Genomic DNA, 20,517 nt, shown 5'->3' on the forward strand with positions numbered 1-20,517 from the left:
AACCTCAGTGGGCAAGACGGCGGCGGGCGCGTCGCCACAGGATGGGCAGGGCAATGACCGAGATCAACAGCAAACCGATGAAGATCGACATGACGATGCCCGGCACGTTCAAAAGCCCGAAGCCGAAAGTGACCATGCCCATGATCAGGGCCGCCAGCACCACGCCCGGGATAGTGCCGGACCCACCGAGAATGCTGACGCCGCCAAGCACCACCATGGTCACGACTTCCAGTTCCCAGCCGAGCGCGATCGACGGGCGGGTGGAGCCGAGACGCGAGGTCAGGCAGATCGAAGCAAGCCCGGCCATCAGGCCGGTTAGCAGGAACAACGTGAACTTCACACGGCCGACGCGGATACCGGAGAACAGCGCGGCCGTCTGGTTGTTGCCGATCGCAAAGACGGCGCGGCCGAAATTGGTCCTGTGCAGCACCACGCCGTAGATGACCGCCAGGACAACGAACAGCGTGAACTCGAAGGAGAACACCCACCAGACATAGCCCTGCCCGAACCAGGAAAAGCTGTCGGGATAGCCGGTGAAGGCCTGATCGCCGAGGATGATAAAGGAAAGCCCGCGAAACAGGCTCATGGTGCCGATGGTGACGACGATCGACGGCAGGCCGAGGCCGGTGATCAGCAGGCCGTTGACGATGCCGCAAAGCAGCCCGACCGAAAGCCCGACAACCACCAGAGCCGGCGTGTCGAAGCCGAGCTGGACGGCATAGCCCATCGCTGTCGAGGCAAGCGCGATGATCGAGGCGACCGAGAGATCGATTTCACCGGAAATGATCACCAGCGCCATGGCAAAGGCGATCATCGCCTTTTCGGTGAAATTGAATGTGGCGTCGGACAGGTTCCACGGGTCGAGGAAATAGGGCGAGGCCAGCGAATTGCCGAGGAAGATGACGCAGGCGACGACGAGCAGCAGGCTTTCCCAGCTCTTCAGCAGGCGCGCGCGGCGCCCCTCAAGCCGGTCGGGAATAATGCGGGGGGATAGATGCGTTTCGGCCATCAGACAGCCTCCGCCTTTCTGAGGATGACACGTCCCTTGCGCCGTTCGGCACGCGCATTGACGGCAACGGCGATGATGATCACCATGCCGGAGATCGCCATCTGGGCGAAGGGGGAGATGTTGATGACCGGCAGGGCGTTCTTGATCACGCCGAGGAACAGCGCGCCGAGCACTGCCCCCGGCACCGAGCCTATGCCGCCGGCAATCGTGATGCCGCCGATGACGCAGGCGGCGATGATGTCGAGTTCGAAGCCGGCGGCAATATCGACATAGGCAACGGCATAACGCGATACCCAGAGATAACCGGACAGGCCGGCCAGCGTGCCTGAGAGGCAATAGGCAAAGAAGCGCGTTCGTCCGACATCGATGCCGGTGTAGACGGCCGCATGCGGATTGCCGCCGACGGCGAAGAAGGCGCGCCCGAGCGGCGTGCGGCTCATCACCAGGAAGATCGTCACGACCATGACGACCGAGAGCCAGGACAGCACCGGAATGCCGGCAAGATCAGTGCGCGGAAAGCTCTTGAAGGCATCGCTCATCTGGTGGGCATTGATCCACTTGCCGTTGGTCAAGAGGAAGATCAGGCCGCGATAGATGGTCAGGGTGCCGAGCGTGACGACGATCGGCGGGATGTCGAGCTTCCAGACGAGCGCGCCGTTGATCATGCCAAGGATAGCGCCGAGCGCCATCGCCGACAGGATGATGATCGGGATCGGCAGGCCGGGAAAGGCCGCGTTCAGCATGGCTGCGACCATGCCGGAAAGCGCCAGGTTTGCCGCCATGGACAGATCGATGCAGCGTGTCAGGATCACGGCCATCTGACCGAGCGCCAGGATGATCAGGATCGAGGTGTCGTTGTAGACGCGTGCCAGATTGGCGGGCGTGATAAAGGGCGGGAAGCGCCAGGCAATCAGGGCGATCAGCACCAGGATTGCGCCGACGAGCAGCAGTTCACGGTTTTTCAGCAGCTTGCCCATCACGCGGCCTCCACAATGCCGGCTGCGGCACGCACCAGCTTTTCCGCCGTCAACTCGTCACGCTCGAAGCGGCCGACGATGCGGCCCTCGCGCATGACGATGACGCGATCCGACATGCCCATGATTTCGGGGATCTCCGATGAGACCATGATGACGCTGAGACCCTGTGCGGCAAGCTCGCTCATGAAGGCGTGCACCGCGGCTTTGGAGCCGATGTCGATGCCTTTGGTCGGCTCGTCGAGGATGATCACCTTCGGCTTGGTTGCCAGCCACTTGGCGATGACCACCTTCTGCTGGTTTCCGCCGGAAAGCGTGCCGACGTCCTGGTCGAGGGAAGCGGCTCGCAGATCGAGTCTCGACGTATATTCGCGTGCAAGCGCGAACTCGTTGGCGAGTTTCAGGAAGCCGGAACGCGAGGTCCGCGACAGTGACGGCAACGTCACATTCTGGAAGATCGGCAAACCGATGATCGCGCCCTGGCGACCGCGCTCCTCCGGCACATAGACGATACCGCTCCTGATCGCCTCCGACGGGCTGCGGATCACCAGGATCTCGCCGTCGAGCCTGATGGCGCCAGCCGACGGGCGGGTGATGCCGATCAGCGACTGCATGAATTCGGAGCGGCCGGCGCCGACCAGCCCGTAGAAGCCGAGGATCTCGCCGCGCCTGAGTTCGAAGTTGATGTCCTCGAACTCGGTCGGGTGGCGATAGCCAGAGACGGTGAGAACGGGGTCGCCGATGACAACGTCCTTCTTCGGATAGACGGAGCCGACGGCGCGGCCGACCATCATGCGCACGAGATCGTCCTGGCTGACATCGGCGATCAACCCCTCGCCGACCATCGAGCCATCGCGAAACACCGTATAGCGATCGGCGATGCGGAAGATCTCGTCGAACTTGTGGCTGATGAAGAGGATCGCCTTGCCGTCTGCCTTCAGCCGTTCGACGAGCGCATAGAGTTCGTGAATTTCCTTGTGCGACAGCGCCGCCGTCGGCTCGTCCATGATGACGACGCGGGCGTCGACCGACAGCGCGCGGGCGATCGCCACCAGATGCTTCTTGGCAATGCCGAGGTCGCGCAGCCGGATCGTCGGATCGAAATCGGCACCGGCGCGATGCAAAAGCGCGCGCGCATCGGCATTGAGTTTCGCCCAGTCGATCAGACCGAAACGATTGCGCGGGGCATGGCCGAGGAAGATGTTCTCGGCGACGGACAGTTCGTCGAAGAGCACCGTTTCCTGATGGATCGCCGTGACGCCGGCGCGCGCGGCGGAAAGGGCCGTCGGGAAAGTCGTTTCCGTATCCGCGACACGGATGCTGCCGCCGTCCGGCTGGTAGATACCGGTCAAGATCTTGACGAGGGTCGACTTGCCCGCACCGTTCTCACCGACGAGCGCCGTGACCGAACCGGGATAAAGCGACAGCGAAACGTCGGACAATGCCTTGACGCCAGGAAAGGACTTCGAAATCCCCTCGAGCGCAATGGCGGGCTTCATCCGCGATGTGATCGTATCCTGCAGCAAGAGAGAGTCCACCAATTCAGTTGTTTCAAGGAGGCAGCGGTCTTCGCAACGAGACCGCCTTCACCTTGCTTCCGGAGAAGGAGGCCCCTCACCCTAGCCTCTCCCCGCTTGCGGGGAGAGGGGGCCCGTTGGCGTCGCCGTTCGCGCCGAGGTTCGTGGGACGATGCATCGCCGCGTATTCCCTTCTCCCCGTCAAACGGGGAGAAGGTGGCCGGCAGGCCGGATGAGGGGCAGACGTCCCCTCGCCGGTCAGAAGATCTTCGCGAACTCTTCGACATTCGAGGCGTCGTAAACGAACGGGTCGGCCATAGCGCCTTCATTGTTGTCGTCGAGCTTGACGGCACCCATGCGGCCCATCTTCAGCTCTGCACCGGGCTTGGCTTCGGCACCGTTGACGAGATCATAGGCGATCATCGTCGCGGAGTAGCCGAGATCGATCGGGTTCCAGATCGCGAAGGACTTGGATGCGCCCGACTTCACGTGGCCGGCCATCTCGGAAGGCAGGCCCAAGCCCGTGACATTGATCTGGCCGATCTTGCCGGCGTCCGTCACGGCCTGTGCCGCCGCGACAATACCGACCGACGTCGGCGCGATGATCGCCTTCAGGTTCGGATGGGACTGAATGAGGCCCTGCGTTTCGCGGTAGGACTTGTCGGCCAGGTCGTCACCGTAAACGGTCGCGACGACATTGATGCCCTTGTAGTTGCCCTGAACCTTCTTCATTTCCTCGATCCAGGTGTTCTGGTTCGTGGCTGTCGCCGAAGCCGAGAGTACGGCGACATCGCCGCCGTCCGGCAGGTTGTCGGCGGCGAGCTTGATGATCATGTTGCCGATCAGCGGGCTCGAAGACGGATTGAGGTGCATCAGGCGACCGTCCTTGGCGACGCCGGAATCCCAGGAGATGACCTTGATGCCGCGATCCATCGCCTTCTTCAGCGCCGGCACCAGAGCGTCGGTGTCGTTGGCGGACACGGCGATGGCATCGACCTTCTGCGCGATCAGCGAATTGATCACCTCGATCTGGCCCTCGGCGGTCGTCGAGGTCGGACCGGTATAGATCACCTCGACGTCGCCCAACTCCTTGGCGGCTTCCTGTGCGCCCTTGTTGGCAGCCTCGAAGAAACCGATGCCGAGCGCCTTGACGACCAGCGCGATCTTCTTGTCTTCCGCATGCGCGGCACTGGCCATCAGCGCCAATGAAACGGCGGCCGTGACCATCAGTGACTTCAGAATCTTCATTTCCACTCCTCCCATGGACCGGAACGCGATCGGGATGACCGCATCGTCCGGTACTGACCTTCTCCAATTCAAGCCCGGCCCAGCCTTCTCCGACTGATGCCGATCTTCCCCTCCCCTCGGCCGTCTCAAGCGGTCGAGGATGCAGTCTCCGCATCGGCGCCGGACCTGGCATTGGCGACCACCAAGCGCACGCCGGCATTTTCGAGCATCGCGGCATGCCTGTCCTCGATGCCCGAATCCGTGATGACAGTGGCGATCCGCTTCAATCCGCACAGGATGAGGCTGGAGCGCTTGTGAAATTTCGACGAGTCGACCAGCACGACAAGCTCGTCGGCCTGATCGATCAGTTTCTGTTCGGCCTGGATCAACAGCGGATCCGCCTCCATCAGGCCAAGCGGCCCCAGGCCCTGCGCGCCCATGAACATGCGGCGCGCATAGAAATTGCGCGTCACGTCGTTGTCGAAGGGGCTTAAGATGATGTTCTGCTCGCGGTAGATGGTTCCGCCCGACAGCATCACCGTATTCTTCGAATGCTTGAGCAGATGCTCGGCGATCGGAAACGAGTTGGTGAACACCTGCATCCGGCGATTGCTGAGGAAATGCACCATCTGGAAGGTGGTCGTGCCGCCGTTGATGATGATCGGCTCGCCGTCTTCGCAGAGCGCCACCGCTTCCTTGGCGATCGCCTGCTTCTCGCGGGCATGCAGCCCTTCATTGACCTTGAACGGCCGGCCGGCCAGTCCGACGAATTGCGGCGGATTGATCGCCTCCGCGCCGCCGCGCACACGCCGCAGCCGCTTCTGCACGTGGAGCGCCGCGATGTCGCGGCGGATCGTCGCCTCGGAACTGTCAGTCAGATCGACCAGTTCCGGCACCGTGACGACGGGCTTTTCCTGAACCGCCGACAGAATGATCCGATGTCTTTCTTTCTCGTGCATCCGCTCCTCCGATAATTTGCATGCTTCCATCACGACCGAACATTGTCAATCACAATCAATCATATTTTTTCATTGTGCAGTGCGATATGCGCGAACTTGATCGTTTTTGATTGACAATGACTCTCGGCCCATGTGATCTGATGCCAACCACATCTCCACGCGGCCGCCAAGCCGCGAGGCAACGGACCGGGAGGATTTTCGAGATGCTCGACAAGCAACAGGGCGCGCGACTTGCCAATCTATGGGATGAGACGAAGGCGGCGGGCATGACCGAATCCGAGCGTCTTCTCTATCGTTCGAACCTGCTCGGCTCCGACAAGCGCATCACCAACTACGGCGGCGGCAACACCTCGGCCAAGGTAATGGAGAAGGATCCGCTTGGCGGCGGCACCGTCGAAGTCCTCTGGGTCAAGGGGTCGGGCGGCGACGTCGGCACGATCAAGATCGACGGCTTCGCCACGCTTTACATGGACAAACTGAATGCCCTGAAAGGCATCTATCGTGGCGTCGCCTTCGAAGACGAGATGGTCGGCTATCTCCCGCATTGCACGTTCAACCTCAACCCGCGCGCCGCCTCGATCGACACGCCGCTGCACGCCTATGTGCCGAAGAAGCACGTCGATCACATGCACCCCGATGCGATCATCGCGATCGCTGCGTCCAAAAACAGCCGCGAGTTGACGGCGAAGATTTTCGGCAGCGACATCGGCTGGCTGCCCTGGAAGCGCCCGGGCTACGAGCTCGGCCTGTGGCTGGAGAAGTTCTGCCTGGAAAACCCCGGTGCCCGCGGCGTCGTGCTCGAAAGCCATGGCCTCTTCACCTGGGGCGACACGGCCAGGGAAGCTTACGAAACCACCATCGAAATCATCAACAAGGCGATTGCCTGGTTCGAGACGGAAAACACCAGGCCAGCCTTCGGCGGCGTGGCCAAGCCGACCCTCGATGCTAGCGAGCGGGTGGCGATCGCCAAGCGGTTGATGCCGGTCATCCGCGGCCTGATCGGTGCAGACGAGCGCAAGGTCGGGCACTTCGACGACAGCCAGGCGGTACTCGACTTCGTGACGGCCAAGGATCTCAAGCCGCTCGCAGCGCTCGGCACCAGTTGCCCGGATCATTTTCTGAGAACCAAGATCCGCCCACTCGTCGTCGATTTCGATCCTGCCGCCGCGGATATCGAAAAGACGCTTGCCGGACTTCCGGATGCGATCGCCGCCTACCGCGCCGATTATGCTGCCTATTACGAGCGCTGCAAGCACACGGACAGCCCTGATATGCGCGATCCGAACGCGGTCGTCTACCTCGTGCCCGGTGTCGGCATGATCACCTTTGCCAAGGACAAGGCGACGGCGCGTATCTCCGGCGAGTTCTATGTCAACGCCATCAACGTCATGCGCGGCGCCTCCGGGGTTTCGACCTATGTCGGCCTGCCGGAACAGGAGGCCTTCGACATCGAGTACTGGCTGCTCGAGGAAGCCAAGCTTCAGCGCATGCCGAAGCCGAAGAGCCTGGCCGGGCGCATCGCACTGGTGACCGGCGGCGCCGGCGGCATCGGCAAGGCAACAGCCCACCGGCTGATGCAGGAAGGCGCCTGCGTCGTCATCGCCGATATCGACGAAACGGCGCTTGCCGCTGCCGAGAGCGAGCTTGCAGCCCGCCACGGCAAGGATTTCGTGCGCTCGGTCAGCATGAACGTCACCAATGAGGCGGCGGTCGAGGGCGGCTTCGGCGATACGCTGCTTGCCTTCGGCGGCCTCGACATCCTGGTCTCGAATGCCGGCCTTGCCTCCTCCGCCACGATCGAGGATACGACGCTGGCGCTCTGGAACAAGAACATGGACATTCTCGCGACGGGCTACTTCCTCGTTTCGCGCGAGGCTTTCCGCATCTTCCGCAATCAGAAGGCCGGCGGCAACGTCGTCTTCGTCGCCTCCAAGAACGGTCTTGCCGCCTCGCCCGGCGCATCGGCCTATTGCACCGCCAAGGCGGCCGAAATCCACCTCGCCCGCTGCCTGGCGCTTGAGGGGGCTGCAACCCAGATCCGCGTCAATGTCGTCAATCCGGACGCCGTGCTGCGCGGCTCAAAAATCTGGACCGGCGAGTGGAAAGAGCAGCGCGCCGCCGCCTACAAGATGGATGTCGAGGAGCTGGAGGCACATTACCGCGAACGCTCGATGCTGAAGCTCAGCGTGTTCCCGGAAGACATTGCCGAGGCAATCTACTTCCTCGCCTCGGACATGTCGGCGAAATCGACCGGCAACATCGTCAATGTCGACGCGGGCAATGCCCAGTCGTTCACTCGCTGATCCGGAGATTTTGATGAGCACCATGATCGGCAAAACCGTCGTTGACGCAGAAAACGAACGTCGCGACGCGGCACTCCGCCAGGACTACACCAGCCTAGCCGAAAGGCTGGCGCGCCGCGGCGTCGACATCGACGCTATCAAGCGCAAGGTCGCGGCCTATGGCGTCGCCGTGCCCTCCTGGGGTGTGGGCACCGGCGGCACGCGCTTTGCCCGCTTTCCCGGCAAGGGCGAGCCGCGCAACATCTTCGACAAGCTGGAGGACTGCGCCGTCATCCAGCAGTTGACGCGCGCAACGCCCAACGTCTCGCTGCACATTCCGTGGGACAAGGTCAGCGATCTCCCGGAACTGAAGCAGAAGGGCGCAGCCCTCGGCCTCGGCTTCGACGCGATGAACTCGAACACCTTCTCGGATGCGCCCGGACAGGCGCATTCCTACAAGTTCGGATCGCTGTCGCACAGCGACGCGGCCACGCGCGCCCAAGCGGTCGAGCACAATCTCGAATGCATCGACATCGGCCGGCAGCTCGGCTCGAAGGCCCTGACGGTCTGGGTCGGCGACGGCTCCAACTTTCCCGGCCAGAGCAACTTCACCAAGTCGTTCGAGCGTTACCTCGATGCCATGAAATCGGTCTATGCGGCGCTGCCCGAGAACTGGCGCGTCTTTACCGAACACAAGATGTTCGAGCCGGCCTTCTATTCGACCGTGGTGCAGGACTGGGGCACCAACTACCTGATCGCCCAGGAGCTTGGCCCCAAAGCCTTCTGCCTGGTCGACCTCGGCCATCACGCGCCGAACGTCAATATCGAGATGATCGTCGCCCGGCTGATCCAGTTCAGGAAACTCGGCGGCTTCCACTTCAACGATTCGAAATATGGCGACGACGACCTCGACACCGGCTCGATCGACCCGTATCGCCTGTTCCTCGTCTTCAACGAACTCGTCGATGCGGAAACGCGGGGTGCCGAGGGCTTTGATCCGGCCCATATGCTCGACCAGAGCCACAATGTCACCGATCCGATCGAAAGCCTGATGACCAGCGCCATGGAAGTCTGCCGCGCCTATGCGCAAGCGCTCATCGTCGACCGTGTCGCGCTCGACGGCTTCCAGCAGGACAACGACGCGCTGATGGCAACGGAAACGCTCAAAACCGCGTTTCGGACCGACATCGAGCCGATCCTGGCGATGGCCCGTCTCGAAAGTGGCGGGGCGATCGCGCCGGTCGCGACCTATCGGGCGAGCGGCTACCGGGCCAAGGTGGCCGGCGAGCGGCCGGCCGTCGCCGGCGGTGGCGGCGGCATCGTCTGATATCCACCCGATCGCACCCCACAAGCAACATGCCGGGCAACGATCGCTGCTCGGCATGATTTCGCGGATCGGCTCGGATCTCAGGAGAGGATCATGGAGCAAGCTGGGAGCGTGATGGCGCACTTTGCGCGCCCTCTTCGGCGGGCGACACTGGATTGCCGGGCACAAATGCGCCGCATGCCTTAAAAAATCACCGCGCGATGAAATTGCCCCCTATCTGATTTGAAATCCTGGTCTATCTTCCTTTCTAGGTCCAACGGAAAGGGAACCATTCATGGGTATCGAAAGCATTCTCGTATTCCTGATAGTCGGTGCGATCGCCGGCTGGCTGGCCGGGTTGATCGTCAAGGGGTTCGGCTTCGGCCTGATCGGCAACATGGTCGTGGGCATCATCGGCGCCTTCATTGCCGGCTTCCTCTTTCCCGCCATCGGCATCAGCCTTGGCACGGGCGTGCTTTCGGCGATCCTGCACGCGACGATCGGCGCAGTGATCCTGCTGGTGCTGATCCGCATCGTCAAACAGGCGTGACGCCGCATTACCACGACCCATACCGCATGGCTCGCCTACCCGGCGGGCCGTGCCAGACCAACGGAAGGAAGACACCATGAGCGAACTCCACACCGACAACATCGAAACGGCGCTGAAGGCGTTCATGGCCGACCATCCCGGCAAGCTCACGCGCGAACAGGCGATCGCGGCGATCCTCGAAAACTGGTTTACCACCCACGGCTACCTGCCGCCGCAGCAGGAAGGCATGCGCCCAGAGGACCTTGACGCCTCCAACGACGACTGAGACAGTCGCACCGATCATCAACGACCGCGGCGCTTTGCGCCCGCCCACGCGTTCGTCAGTCCGGCGTCCACCACGAAACCATGTCCAGAGCCTGAAGCCCCATCATGAGCCTCACTTCAGTCAAGCAATTCTTCTCGCAGCACGCCCCTGATATCGACGTCATCGAACTCGAACAGAGCACGGCAACGGTGACGCTTGCCGCTGAAGGCCACGGCGTCGAGCCCGCCCAGATCGCCAAGACCCTGGCGCTCCGTGTCGGCGGCGACGTGATCCTGATCGTCACGCGCGGCGATGCGCGGCTGGACAACAAGAAGTACAAGGCTCGCTTCGGCACCAAGGCCCGCATGCTCGGCTTCGACGAGGTCGAGGCGGAAACCGGACATCCGGTCGGTGGCGTCTGCCCGTTCGGGCTTGCCAAGCCGCACAACATCTATTGCGACACATCGCTTAAAGCCTACGACATCGTCGTTCCCGCTGCCGGCGCGACCAATGCAGCCGTTCACATCAATCCCCAGCGCATCGTCGAACTGACCGGCGCCGAATGGATCGACGTTTCGGAAACGTGATCCGTGCCTTGGAATGGCCACAAAGCTTAACTGAAACCGCAGTCGCGTCCCCGCAGTGATTTGCCGGGGCAGACCCTTTCCATAAGCAGGAGCCCGTCGAGCATGAAGGCAATCGCGTACCCGCTCATCTTCGCCGCCACGATGTCCCCGGCGCTGGCGATGGATCAGTCCCTGGTGCGCCAGTTCGAAAAGCTCGACCCGCAGACCCGCCTGGAACAGCGCTGCGACACCGAGGCGATGGAGCGCATCAACGCCGACAAGTCCAACTTCAAGCCGGACAAGGTGATCGCCTACACCTTTGCCGATCCGATCATGAAGGAAGACAAGATGAAGGCGCCGGGTGCGGTGTTCCGTAGCAAGGGGGAATGGTACAAGCTGAAATTCAAGTGCCGCACCGATGCGGAGCACCTGGATATCCTGTCCTTCGAATACAAGATCGGCGAGCTTGTGCCGCACGAGAGCTGGGACGAGTTCTACCTCTATCCCTGATGGACCGGACAAGGGGCGCCCGCAAACGACGCCGCCCCGATCTTTTCGCCATCGCTACAGCCTGTCGCGCAAAGGTGCACAGCGGTTTTGCGATAACGACATGCGAAAGAACTACAGCCTAAAGCGCGATAAGCGAATCCTGGAGATCGCGACGCGCTTTAGAGCGTTTTCGGCTTAGACGGAGTCGCAGAAACGCTCTATCTCTTTGTTTTTACGCATTTCCCGACGGAAAACCGCTTCGCACTTTTCCTGGAAATGCTTTAGACGACAGCCATCAGAAACAGCAGCGAGCCCAGCGACAGCGCAGCCATGATGCTCATCAGCATTTTCATCATGTGATCTGCCATTTCGTACATCCTTGCCTCTACTCCCTCAGGAATGAACGAATGCATCTGCTTTTCCGGCGCGGCAGGCCCGGCTGGTCCAGGCTCGAAACGCCCGACTGAAACGATCCGACCGGATCGTGCACAATCTGCTATCAGCGTTCCAAGGTGCGCCGACATGGTTAACAATTGATTAATCACGTCATCTGCAGCGTGGGATCGATGCGTGATATGCCATGGCGCCTCCATCGGGCCCGTGCACGTCGTCTACCTCGCAAACGACAATATGCGAATGGCACCGAGCGGTCTGACGGCGCGTGGGTTCGCCGACTACATCAGGCATGAACGGCCGCAGTCAGAGCCGAGCGGTCTTCGTTCATCATCTCGCGCCCTTTGACGATCCAGTGCGGACATCCCGGCGCCGACCGAGATCGTTTTCAGAGGTGTCGGTTGAGTTGGTGAGCGAATTGCCGACCTCACGAACAAGCGGCTGGATCATGTCTCAGCGGAAATGAACCCTTCGACCCAACGGAGGCGCTCTGCCCTTTCGGCCATCCAGGTCTTGGCGTGTCTGCTCTCGGACCTAGGTCTGAAAACCATGGTACCAAAGTTGCAAACGGGTCTGCGTCTTTGGTCGCAAAGAAAGACCGACCTTGTTCTCTACGCCGACGGTGGCTTCGGTGCGTTAATGGCGGCCAGAACCAGTAACGCGACCTCTGTGGGCGGAAAGACATGTGTCCTTCCGGGGGATCGCTGTGTCTCGACGGAGGGGAAAATGGCCGCGTTCAAGCTCAATCTTCAGGACATGATGTTCATTCTGCGTCAGATCAAGATCGCGGAAGGAAACTCGACCGCCCATTCCGGCGCTGCTGCGCAGGAACTGACCGCGATCTATGTGGATGGGAACGGCAATGTCGTTCCGGCGGGCACGCCGGGCGCTCAGCTTGCCATTCCCGACCCGCATGTTCCCGCCGGCCTGCGCACCGTCGACGGGACCTACAACAACATCGTCTCCGGCCGCGAGACCTGGGGCTCGGCCGATCAGCCGATGCCGCGCCTGCTCGATGCCAGTTTTCGCGATGACGAAGACGGCGACACGATGAACCTCGGCCCCGGTGGCGTGGTGACCAACACCGATTATGGCACGGGCGGAAACGTCGCCGATGCCGACCCGCGCATCATCTCCAACCTGATCGTCGATATGTCGATCAACAATCCGGCGGCCGTCGAAGCCTGGTTCAACAACGAGCTGGCGGTTGCGGCCTGGGAGGAAGCCAATCCCGGAATGACGCCGATCCGGCCGGGTCAGTCGCCCGGTGCGAACGAACTCGCGATCACCAATGACGATCTCAAGCTCATTCCCAATATCGCGCCCGACGAAGGGCTGTCGGCGCCGTTCAACGCCTGGATGACCTTCTTCGGCCAGTTCTTCGACCATGGCCTCGACCTGATTGCCAAGGGCGGCAACGGCACCGTCTTCGTTCCGCTGCAGAACGACGATCCGCTGGTGCTCGGCGGCGATGGGATCTTGGGCACGGCCGACGACCTGCCGCCGCAACTGCGCTTCATGGTGCTGACCCGCGCGGCCCCGGCTCCGGGCAGCGATTCACAAATCAACACGACCACCCCCTTCGTCGACCAGAACCAGACCTATACCTCGCATGCGTCGCATCAGGTTTTCCTGCGCGAATACGCGACGATTGGTGGCGTGCCGGTGGCGACGGGCCGGCTGCTCGATGGCAGCGCAAACGGTCTGCCGACCTGGGCAGACATCAAGGACCAGGCCCGCCTCGTGCTCGGTATCGAGCTGACCGACGGCGATGCCCTCAACATCCCGCTGCTGCGCACCGATGCCTATGGCGAGTTCATCCGCGGCGAAAACGGGTTTCCGCAACTGGTCACCGGCGTCGGCCTCGACGGAATTCCGAATACGGCCGACGACGCTGTCGTCGAGGGTAACCCGGCAGCACCGGTCAATACCTTCACCGCCGGCGCAGTCCGCATCGGCCATGCGTTCCTCGATGACATCGCTCACAATGCCAATCCGTTCAACAGTCAGACGGGGACGATGAAGGCCGCAGACGGCGATGACGTCATCAATGGCGACACGAACGGTAACGGCGTAATCGATGGTGCCGAGGTGGCCGCGAGCCCGACGGCCTATGACGATGAGCTGCTGGACCGCCACTACATCACCGGCGACGGTCGCGGCAACGAGAACATCGGCCTGACGACCGTGCACCACATCTTCCATTCCGAGCACAATCGCCAGACGGACATGCAGAAGATGACCATTCTGCAAAGTGGCGATCTCGCCTTTATCAACGAATGGCTGTCGGTCGATATCACCCAGGCACAACTGGACGCACTGCCGGCTACATTCCCGGCCGATCCGGTGGCGCGGGAAGCACTTCTCAACTCGTTCACCTGGGACGGCGAGCGCATCTTCCAGGCCGCCCGTTTTGCCACGGAGATGCAGTACCAGCATCTGGTCTTCGAGGAATTCGCCCGCAAGATCCAGCCGGCGATCGACGTCTTCGTCTTCAACAGTGTCACCGACATCAATCCGGCGATCTTCTCGGAATTCGCCAACACTGTCTATCGCTTCGGTCACTCGATGCTGACCGATGCCATGCCGCGCATCGACGAGAACGGGGTTGTCATTCGTGAAGACGTAGGTCTGATCGAGGCGTTCCTCAACCCGGTCGAGTTCGATCTTGACGGGACGATCAGCCACGATGCCGCGGCCGCCGCCATCGTTCGCGGCATGACGATCGAGCACGGCAACGAAATCGACGAATTCGTCGTCGGCTCGCTGCGCAACAATTTGCTCGGCCTGCCGCTCGACCTTGCGGCGATCAACATTGCCCGCGGTCGCGATACCGGCATTCCCTCGCTCAACGACGCGAGAGCCCAGCTCTATGCGGCGTCCGGCTCCACCTTCCTGAAGCCCTACGATCATTGGGTGGATTTTGCTGCCAACCTGAAGAACCCGGCTTCAGTGATCAACTTCATCGCTGCCTACGGCACGCATGACACGATCGAAGCGGAAACGACGCTTGCCGGCAAACGCGCGGCCGCACAGGCCATCGTCATGGGGCAGCCGGTCGTCGTGACCATCGGCGGCGTCGTGCGGACCTTCACGCCGCCGGCCGACCGGATCGAGTTCCTCACCGGAACCGATGATCCGGCGGTAACAGGTAGCTGGGCTGGCGTCGAAACGGGCCTGAACCTCATTGACCTGTGGATCGGCGGTCTTGCCGAAAAGAAGATGCCGTTCGGCGGCATGCTCGGCTCGACCTTCAACGCCATCTTCGAAGCCCAGCTTGAAAACCTGCAGGACGGTGACCGGTTCTATTACCTGACCCGCACGCAGGGGCAGAACTTCCTCAACCAGCTCGAGCAGAACTCCTTCTCGAAGATGATGATGGCCAATACGGAGCTGGCGCAGCCTGGCGCCGACGGCATCCGTGGCACGGCCGACGACATCATTACACGCCACATCGGCGTCGATTCCTTTGCGAAGTATGACTTCGTGCTCGAAGTGAATGAGGCCAACCAGGCTTATGCCGATCCGACCGGCAACGATCCCGTGCTCGAGGCCATGGGCCTTGGCAAGGTGATCCGCAATAACCCCGGCACGGTGGGTCCGGATGCCAACTATCTGCGCTTTACCGGTGGCGAACACATCGTCGTCGGCGGCACCAACAATGCCGATACGATCATCACCGACTTCGGCGACGATGCCATCTGGGCCGACGATGGCAATGACCGCGTCGAATCCGGCGCCGGCGTCGACCTCGTCAATGGCGGTGGTGGCGACGATATCCTGACCGACAGCGGCGACACCGGCGACTTCATCAAGGGCGAGGAAGGCAACGACGTCATCGCCAACTCCAACGGCATCGACATCCTGATGGGTGGCGATGGCAAGGACGTCGTCTTCGTCGGCGTCGACGACACCGAAGTGTTCGGCGGTGCCGGTGACGACTTCATCGCTGGCGGCGAGGGCGTCGACCTGCTGATGGGCAACGAGGGCAACGACTGGCTCGAAGGTGCCGGCGGCTTCGACACGATCGCCGGCGACAACTCCGAACTGTTCTTCAATTCGGCGATCAAGGGCCACGACGTCATGTTCGCCGGCAACGAAGAAATGGATTTCGACGCCGAATCCGGCGACGACATCATGGTCCAGGGCGAAAGCGTCATGCGCAACGAAGGCATGTTCGGTTTCGACTGGGCGATCTTCAAGGGCATGGCACTCAACGGCTATGCCGACATGCGCATTCCCATCTTCACCACGGAGGCCGAGGATGTCCTGCGCAACCGCTTCGACAAGGTCGAGGCGCTGTCCGGGTGGATGCACAACGATACTCTGATCGGCGATGAGCGCACCTTTGGCGAAGTCGGACCCGATGCGACGGTGGCGACCACCGAAGGCATTTTCTTCAACGACGGCCTCGACCAGGCTGGCCTCAACCGCATCACCGGTCTTGAGGCGATCGTCCGCGTGAACCCGACGACAGGCTTCTTCGAGAGCGGCAACATTCTGCTCGGCGGCGCCGGCAGCGACCTGATACAAGGCAACGGCGGCGACGACATCATTGATGGCGATCGCTGGCTCAACGTCCGCATCCGCATCACCGGAACCGGTCAGGCCAACACGGCTGGTAACCAGCTTGCAACCGTCGACAGCCTCAAGCATGTGTTCACGCAGGCTGAAGTGGGCGGCAATCCCGCGACTGCCTCCTGGGTCGGCAGGTCGCTGTTCGATCTGATGATATCGCGCACAATCGTGCCCGACCAACTGCACATCGTGCGCGAAGTGCTCGATGGCGAGCCGGGCGCCCCCCAGAGTATCGATACCGCGGTATACCGTGGCAACAGAGCGCAGTATGAGATCGAAGGCATCGATTTCGACGACGACAACGACGGGCAGACGATCGTTCGCCATCTCGTCGATCCCGTGACAGCGGTCAGCGACGGCGTCGACAGGGTCAGCAACATCGAGCGGTTGCAGTTCGCCGACGAAACTGTCGAACTCGTTCCCGGGCTGAACGCGCTGCCGGTCGGGCAGCCGGTCATCGACGGCCTGGCGCAAGTGGGCCAGGTGCTCACCCTGCGGCTGAACGCGGACGGTTCCCTGTTCGGCGTGACCGACGCCGACAACGTCAGTGGTACCAACCCGTCCGGTGCGATCTTCTCGCCCTTCATTGTTGAGTGGCAGATCGAGACCGATCCCGGCGTCTTCGTGGATACCGGTTTCCGCGGCGTGTCGTTTACGCCATCGACGGAAGGCGAGTTCGAGGTGGGAGCGGACGTTCGCGTCCGCGCAATTGTTCGCTACACCGATGGCGACGGCATCCCGAGTTCGGTTCCCTCCGTTCCAACCGATCCGCTGGTTCCCGCGACCAATCTCGCAGCAACCGAAGGCGACGACGTCCTCGTCGGGACCCCGCTGAGCGACACGATCGACGGCCTCGGGGGCAATGACGTGATTTTCGGCCTTGCCAGTGCCGATCAACTGATCGGTGGCACGGGGGACGACGAAATCTTCGGTGGCTTGGGTGACGACACGCTGGCCGGCGGCGTCGGCAACGACATCCTCGACGGTGGCGACGGACAGGATACTGCCGTCTTTAGCGGTGCGCGGCAAAACTACACCTTCGAATTCAACGCGGAAGGTCAACTCGAAGTCGTCAGCACGGTGGTCGCTGAAGAGGATGCCGTCATCGGGATCGAAGCATTCCAGTTCGACGACGTCACCGTCACCCTTGCGCAGGCGCTCGCCGGCTTGCCGACACAACCAACGGAGGGCAACGACACCATCGTGGGGACGGCGGGCGACGACGATATCGACGCGCTCGGCGGCAACGATACGATCAATGCACTCGCAGGAGACGATACCATCGTCGGTGGCCTCGGAAATGATACCATCGACGCCGGTGCTGGTGACGACGTGATCTTGTGGGAGGCTGGCGAAGGACGCGACATCATTGAGGGCGGTGCCGGCACAGACCGCCTGCGGATCCGTGGATCCGGAGAGGACGAGACCTTCTTCATCGAATCGAAGGCCGACTACCTGAGCCGTACCGGCATCGCGGCTGACGCCCTGCAGGCAGCTACCGACATCGTGATTTCGCGCAGCGTCGGCGTAGGGCCGAGCACCGTGATTGCCGAACTCAACGGCATCGATGAGATCGACGTTAACGGTGGCGGCGGTAACGACACCTTCGTCGTCTCCGGCAATTTTGCGGGGACGGACCTTGATCCTAGTACGATCACCATCGATGGCACCGCTGGCGATGACACGATCGACATCACGGCGCTCGATTCGCAGCACCGTATCGTATTCCGCTCGAACGGCGGAGACGACACGATTATTGGTACATTGCGCCCACAAGACGTGGTGGAACTGGCCTCCGGGACGGTGCTCTCGGGCTACACGCTGAGCGGCAGTGCAAACGGCAGCAGGACGCTTTCGAACGGGACGCACTCGATCACCTTCACCGGTACGGTGCCGCCTCAATTCTTGCCGTCAGAAGACGACCCGGCCGCTGGTCCATTCGTTTACACGGCGGCCGACCTTGCCGGCCTCAAGAACCTCGTGAACGGGCTTCCGGCCTTTGACGACGACGACGACACCGAAGGCTTCGAAGGTGTGCGGACGCTATCCGGTCACGGCAACAACATCGACAACCCCACATGGGGCGCGGCCGACACGCCGTTCATCCGCATCACCAATGCCCATTTCGGCGCCTACAATCCGGCGACCGGCAACCACAACGTCAATCCGATGTTCGCCGGGCTCGACCCGCGCAACATCAGCAACATCCTTGGCAGCCAGGAACTCGACCTGCCGAAGAACGAAAAGGACGCCAACATCTTCTTCATGGCGTTCGGCCAGTATTTCGACCACGGCCTGGATTTCCTCGGCAAGGGCGGCAACGGCACGATCCAGATCGGCGCACCGGGCAACGACGCACCGGGATCGGGCAATCCGGCCGATCTCACCCGCGGGACGGTGAACTCGATCGTCGACGGGGTACCGCAGCATCTGAACAAGACCTCGCCCTTCGTCGATCAGAACCAGGCCTATGGTTCCAACGACCTGGTCGGCCAGTTCCTGCGTGAGGGCAACGGTTCGGGCGGACTCGGCTCGCATCTGCTTCAGGGCGCGGCGGATCCGTCGAACAGCAACTTCAAACTGCTGCCGACGCTGCGCGAATTGATCCTGCACCACTGGGAGAACAACACGGTCTTCCACTCGGCTTCGTTGCCGGGCGGCCAGGTGGCGTTCCAGACTTACTTTGCCGGGCTGGTCAACAACGGCGTCATCAACGAAGCGATGCTGCCGGCCATGACCTCCAACTTCATGGGCAGCACCCATGCGCTGCTTCTCGATACCAACCCCTTCATCAAGCTGCTCGACCACTATGTGGTCGGCGACGGGCGCGGCAACGAGAACTTCGCGCTGACCTCGATGCATACGATCTGGGCTCGCAACCACAACTTCCATGTGGAAGGTCTGGAGGCAGCCGGCTTTGAGGGAACGGCGGAAGAACTGTTCCAGGCCGCCAAGATGCTCAACGAGGCCGAATACCAGCGGGTGGTCTTCAACGAGTTCGCCGACATGCTGCTCGGCGGCATGCGTGGTGACGGCACCCACGGCTTCGAGGAATACAACCCGGATGCAACGGCCGGCATCTCGCATGAGTTCGCAGCCGCGGTCTACCGCGTCGGACATTCGCTGATCGGCCAGACGATGACCGTTCTCGATGCCAACGGACAGCCGAAGCAGGTGGCTCTGTTTGATGCCTTCCTCAACCCGAGCAATGAAGCCGGCGTGTTCACCGGTCCCTTGCCTCCCGGGTACGTGCCGCAACCCGGCTACGAACAGCTCGGCGTCAACTCCATTCTCGGCGGGATCATAACCCAGCAGGCCGAAGAGGTGGATTTCAACATCGTCAACGCGGTTCGCAACGACCTCGTTCGCATCAATGCCGACCTGTTCGCCTTCAACGTGGCGCGCGGTTGGGATGTCGGGCTCGGAACACTCAACCAGGTCCGCATGGATCTGGCGGCCTCCCAGGATCCTTATGTCTCGGAAGCACGCGGCTTTGCCGGCAACCTCTCGCCCTACAGCTCCTGGGAGGATTTCCAGGCACGCAACGGGCTGAGCCAGGCGGTCATCAACCAGTTCCGCCAGGCCTATCCGGATCTGGTGCTGCAACCCGGCGATATCGCCGCGTTCCAGTCGATCAATCCAGACATCCAGGTGGCGATGCAGGCCAATGGCACCGGCATCGTCAAGGGCATTGACCGCGTCGATCTGTGGGTCGGCGGCCTTGCTGAAAAGCATGTCAACGGCGGCATGGTCGGGCAAACCTTCTGGATCGTCCTGCATGAGCAGTTCGACCGCCTGCAGGAAGCCGACCGCTTCTACTACATCAGCCGCTTCGACAACTTCGACTTCTACGAAAACATTGTCGACGGTGAGGAATTCGCCGACATCGTCGCTCGCAATACCGGCATGACGGATCTCCCGGAGCACATCTTCAGGACCGAGGAGCCTGAAGACGATGATGATGATGATGATGATGATGACGACGGCGATCCCGTTGGCGGCGGCGATGACGACGACGATGATGATGACACCTGCGGTTCCGGCGACGGTGACGGTGATGGCGACGGTAGTGGTGATGGCGATGGCGACGGTGGTGAGACACCGTTGCCGGTTGCGGCGCGCACGCTGATCGGCACGTCCGCAGCGGATGTGCTGCTGGGGGGTGCGGCGGCGGACGTGCTGCTCGGCGGGGCTTCCGGCGACATCCTGTCGGGCGATGCTGGCCACGACGTGCTGCGCGGCGAGGACGGCGAGGATGTGCTGACCGGCGGTGACGGCGAAGACGTTGCCTCGGGCGGGTCGGGCGATGACGAGATCCACGGCGGCACCGGGGCCGACATGCTGTTCGGCAATGGCGGCGACGACCTGATCTACGGCGACGCCGGCAACGACGTCATCGAAGCCGGGGCGGGTGCGGACAAGG

At 62.0% G+C, this 20,517-nt stretch carries 13 protein-coding genes; 7 read left to right on the forward strand and 6 right to left on the reverse strand.

Features of this window, described 5'->3' with window-relative positions:
- Positions 1–4 precede the first annotated feature (4 nt).
- The 5 genes from AC244_RS19570 to AC244_RS19590 all read right to left on the reverse strand — a co-directional run bounded on the left by AC244_RS19570 (position 5) and on the right by AC244_RS19590 (position 5,686).
- The gene (locus AC244_RS19570) at positions 5–1,009 is read right to left on the reverse strand and encodes an ABC transporter permease (protein WP_053250490.1); all 1,005 of its coding nucleotides are present in this window, start codon (positions 1,007–1,009) and stop codon (positions 5–7) included.
- Positions 1,009–1,989: an ABC transporter permease gene (locus AC244_RS19575; RefSeq protein ID WP_053250491.1), complete on the reverse strand. Its 981-nt coding sequence runs from the start codon at positions 1,987–1,989 to the stop codon at positions 1,009–1,011. The genes AC244_RS19570 and AC244_RS19575 overlap by 1 nt, the downstream gene beginning before the upstream one ends.
- A complete protein-coding gene (locus AC244_RS19580) occupies positions 1,986–3,482 on the reverse strand; it encodes a sugar ABC transporter ATP-binding protein (RefSeq protein ID WP_053250512.1) in 1,497 nt (498 codons plus the stop codon). Before AC244_RS19580 ends, AC244_RS19575 begins: the two co-directional genes overlap by 4 nt.
- Positions 3,483–3,758: 276 nt before the next feature.
- On the reverse strand, positions 3,759–4,748 hold the full coding sequence (gene rhaS / locus AC244_RS19585; protein WP_053250492.1) for a rhamnose ABC transporter substrate-binding protein: 990 nt from the start codon (positions 4,746–4,748) through the stop codon (positions 3,759–3,761).
- 125 nt (positions 4,749–4,873) lie between these two features.
- Positions 4,874–5,686 (reverse strand): DeoR/GlpR family DNA-binding transcription regulator, encoded by an 813-nt coding sequence (locus AC244_RS19590; RefSeq protein ID WP_053250493.1) that lies wholly within the window; start codon positions 5,684–5,686, stop codon positions 4,874–4,876.
- A 203-nt stretch (positions 5,687–5,889) separates the two neighbouring features.
- Here AC244_RS19590 and AC244_RS19595 point away from each other — a divergent pair, with 203 nt between their 5' ends.
- From AC244_RS19595 to AC244_RS19620, 6 genes are all read left to right on the forward strand, one after another.
- On the forward strand, positions 5,890–7,989 hold the full coding sequence (locus AC244_RS19595) for a bifunctional rhamnulose-1-phosphate aldolase/short-chain dehydrogenase (protein WP_053250494.1): 2,100 nt from the start codon (positions 5,890–5,892) through the stop codon (positions 7,987–7,989).
- Between the two features lie 13 nt (positions 7,990–8,002).
- On the forward strand, positions 8,003–9,295 hold the full coding sequence (rhaI, locus tag AC244_RS19600; protein ID WP_053250495.1) for an L-rhamnose catabolism isomerase: 1,293 nt from the start codon (positions 8,003–8,005) through the stop codon (positions 9,293–9,295).
- A gap of 274 nt (positions 9,296–9,569) precedes the next feature.
- Positions 9,570–9,824: a GlsB/YeaQ/YmgE family stress response membrane protein gene (locus AC244_RS19605; protein ID WP_053250496.1), complete on the forward strand. Its 255-nt coding sequence runs from the start codon at positions 9,570–9,572 to the stop codon at positions 9,822–9,824.
- 76 nt (positions 9,825–9,900) lie between these two features.
- Positions 9,901–10,089 (forward strand): hypothetical protein, encoded by a 189-nt coding sequence (locus tag AC244_RS19610; protein WP_053250497.1) that lies wholly within the window; start codon positions 9,901–9,903, stop codon positions 10,087–10,089.
- Positions 10,090–10,193: 104 nt separating this feature from the next.
- Entirely contained in the window at positions 10,194–10,655 is a 462-nt protein-coding gene (locus tag AC244_RS19615; RefSeq protein WP_053250498.1) for a YbaK/EbsC family protein, read from the forward strand.
- A 102-nt stretch (positions 10,656–10,757) separates the two neighbouring features.
- Positions 10,758–11,144: a DUF930 domain-containing protein gene (locus tag AC244_RS19620; RefSeq protein ID WP_053250499.1), complete on the forward strand. Its 387-nt coding sequence runs from the start codon at positions 10,758–10,760 to the stop codon at positions 11,142–11,144.
- A gap of 260 nt (positions 11,145–11,404) precedes the next feature.
- Here the strand turns inward: AC244_RS19620 and AC244_RS37825 are convergent, their stop codons facing one another.
- Positions 11,405–11,716 (reverse strand): hypothetical protein, encoded by a 312-nt coding sequence (locus AC244_RS37825; RefSeq protein WP_152976029.1) that lies wholly within the window; start codon positions 11,714–11,716, stop codon positions 11,405–11,407.
- 526 nt (positions 11,717–12,242) lie between these two features.
- On the opposite strand from AC244_RS37825, the gene AC244_RS19625 reads away from it, so the two are divergent.
- Positions 12,243–20,517 (forward strand): peroxidase family protein (locus AC244_RS19625; RefSeq protein ID WP_053250500.1); only part of this gene is annotated, 8,275 nt, incomplete at its 3' end.

The sequence above is a fragment of the Ensifer adhaerens genome (genome assembly GCF_001270265.1).
Lineage (GTDB): Bacteria > Pseudomonadota > Alphaproteobacteria > Rhizobiales > Rhizobiaceae > Ensifer > Ensifer adhaerens_B.

Bases quoted from the DNA above. Each gene is read 5' to 3' on its own strand.
- AC244_RS19570 (WP_053250490.1), bottom strand. From the start codon at position 1,009: ATGGCCGAAACGCATCTATCCCCCCGCATTATTCCCGACCGGCTTGAG.
- AC244_RS19615 (WP_053250498.1), top strand. From the start codon at position 10,194: ATGAGCCTCACTTCAGTCAAGCAATTCTTCTCGCAGCACGCCCCTGAT.
- AC244_RS19605 (WP_053250496.1), top strand. From the start codon at position 9,570: ATGGGTATCGAAAGCATTCTCGTATTCCTGATAGTCGGTGCGATCGCC.
- AC244_RS37825 (WP_152976029.1), bottom strand. From the start codon at position 11,716: ATGGAGGCGCCATGGCATATCACGCATCGATCCCACGCTGCAGATGAC.
- AC244_RS19610 (WP_053250497.1), top strand. From the start codon at position 9,901: ATGAGCGAACTCCACACCGACAACATCGAAACGGCGCTGAAGGCGTTC.
- AC244_RS19580 (WP_053250512.1), bottom strand. From the start codon at position 3,482: ATGAAGCCCGCCATTGCGCTCGAGGGGATTTCGAAGTCCTTTCCTGGC.
- rhaS (WP_053250492.1), bottom strand. From the start codon at position 4,748: ATGAAGATTCTGAAGTCACTGATGGTCACGGCCGCCGTTTCATTGGCG.
- AC244_RS19595 (WP_053250494.1), top strand. From the start codon at position 5,890: ATGCTCGACAAGCAACAGGGCGCGCGACTTGCCAATCTATGGGATGAG.
- rhaI (WP_053250495.1), top strand. From the start codon at position 8,003: ATGAGCACCATGATCGGCAAAACCGTCGTTGACGCAGAAAACGAACGT.
- AC244_RS19590 (WP_053250493.1), bottom strand. From the start codon at position 5,686: ATGCACGAGAAAGAAAGACATCGGATCATTCTGTCGGCGGTTCAGGAA.
- AC244_RS19620 (WP_053250499.1), top strand. From the start codon at position 10,758: ATGAAGGCAATCGCGTACCCGCTCATCTTCGCCGCCACGATGTCCCCG.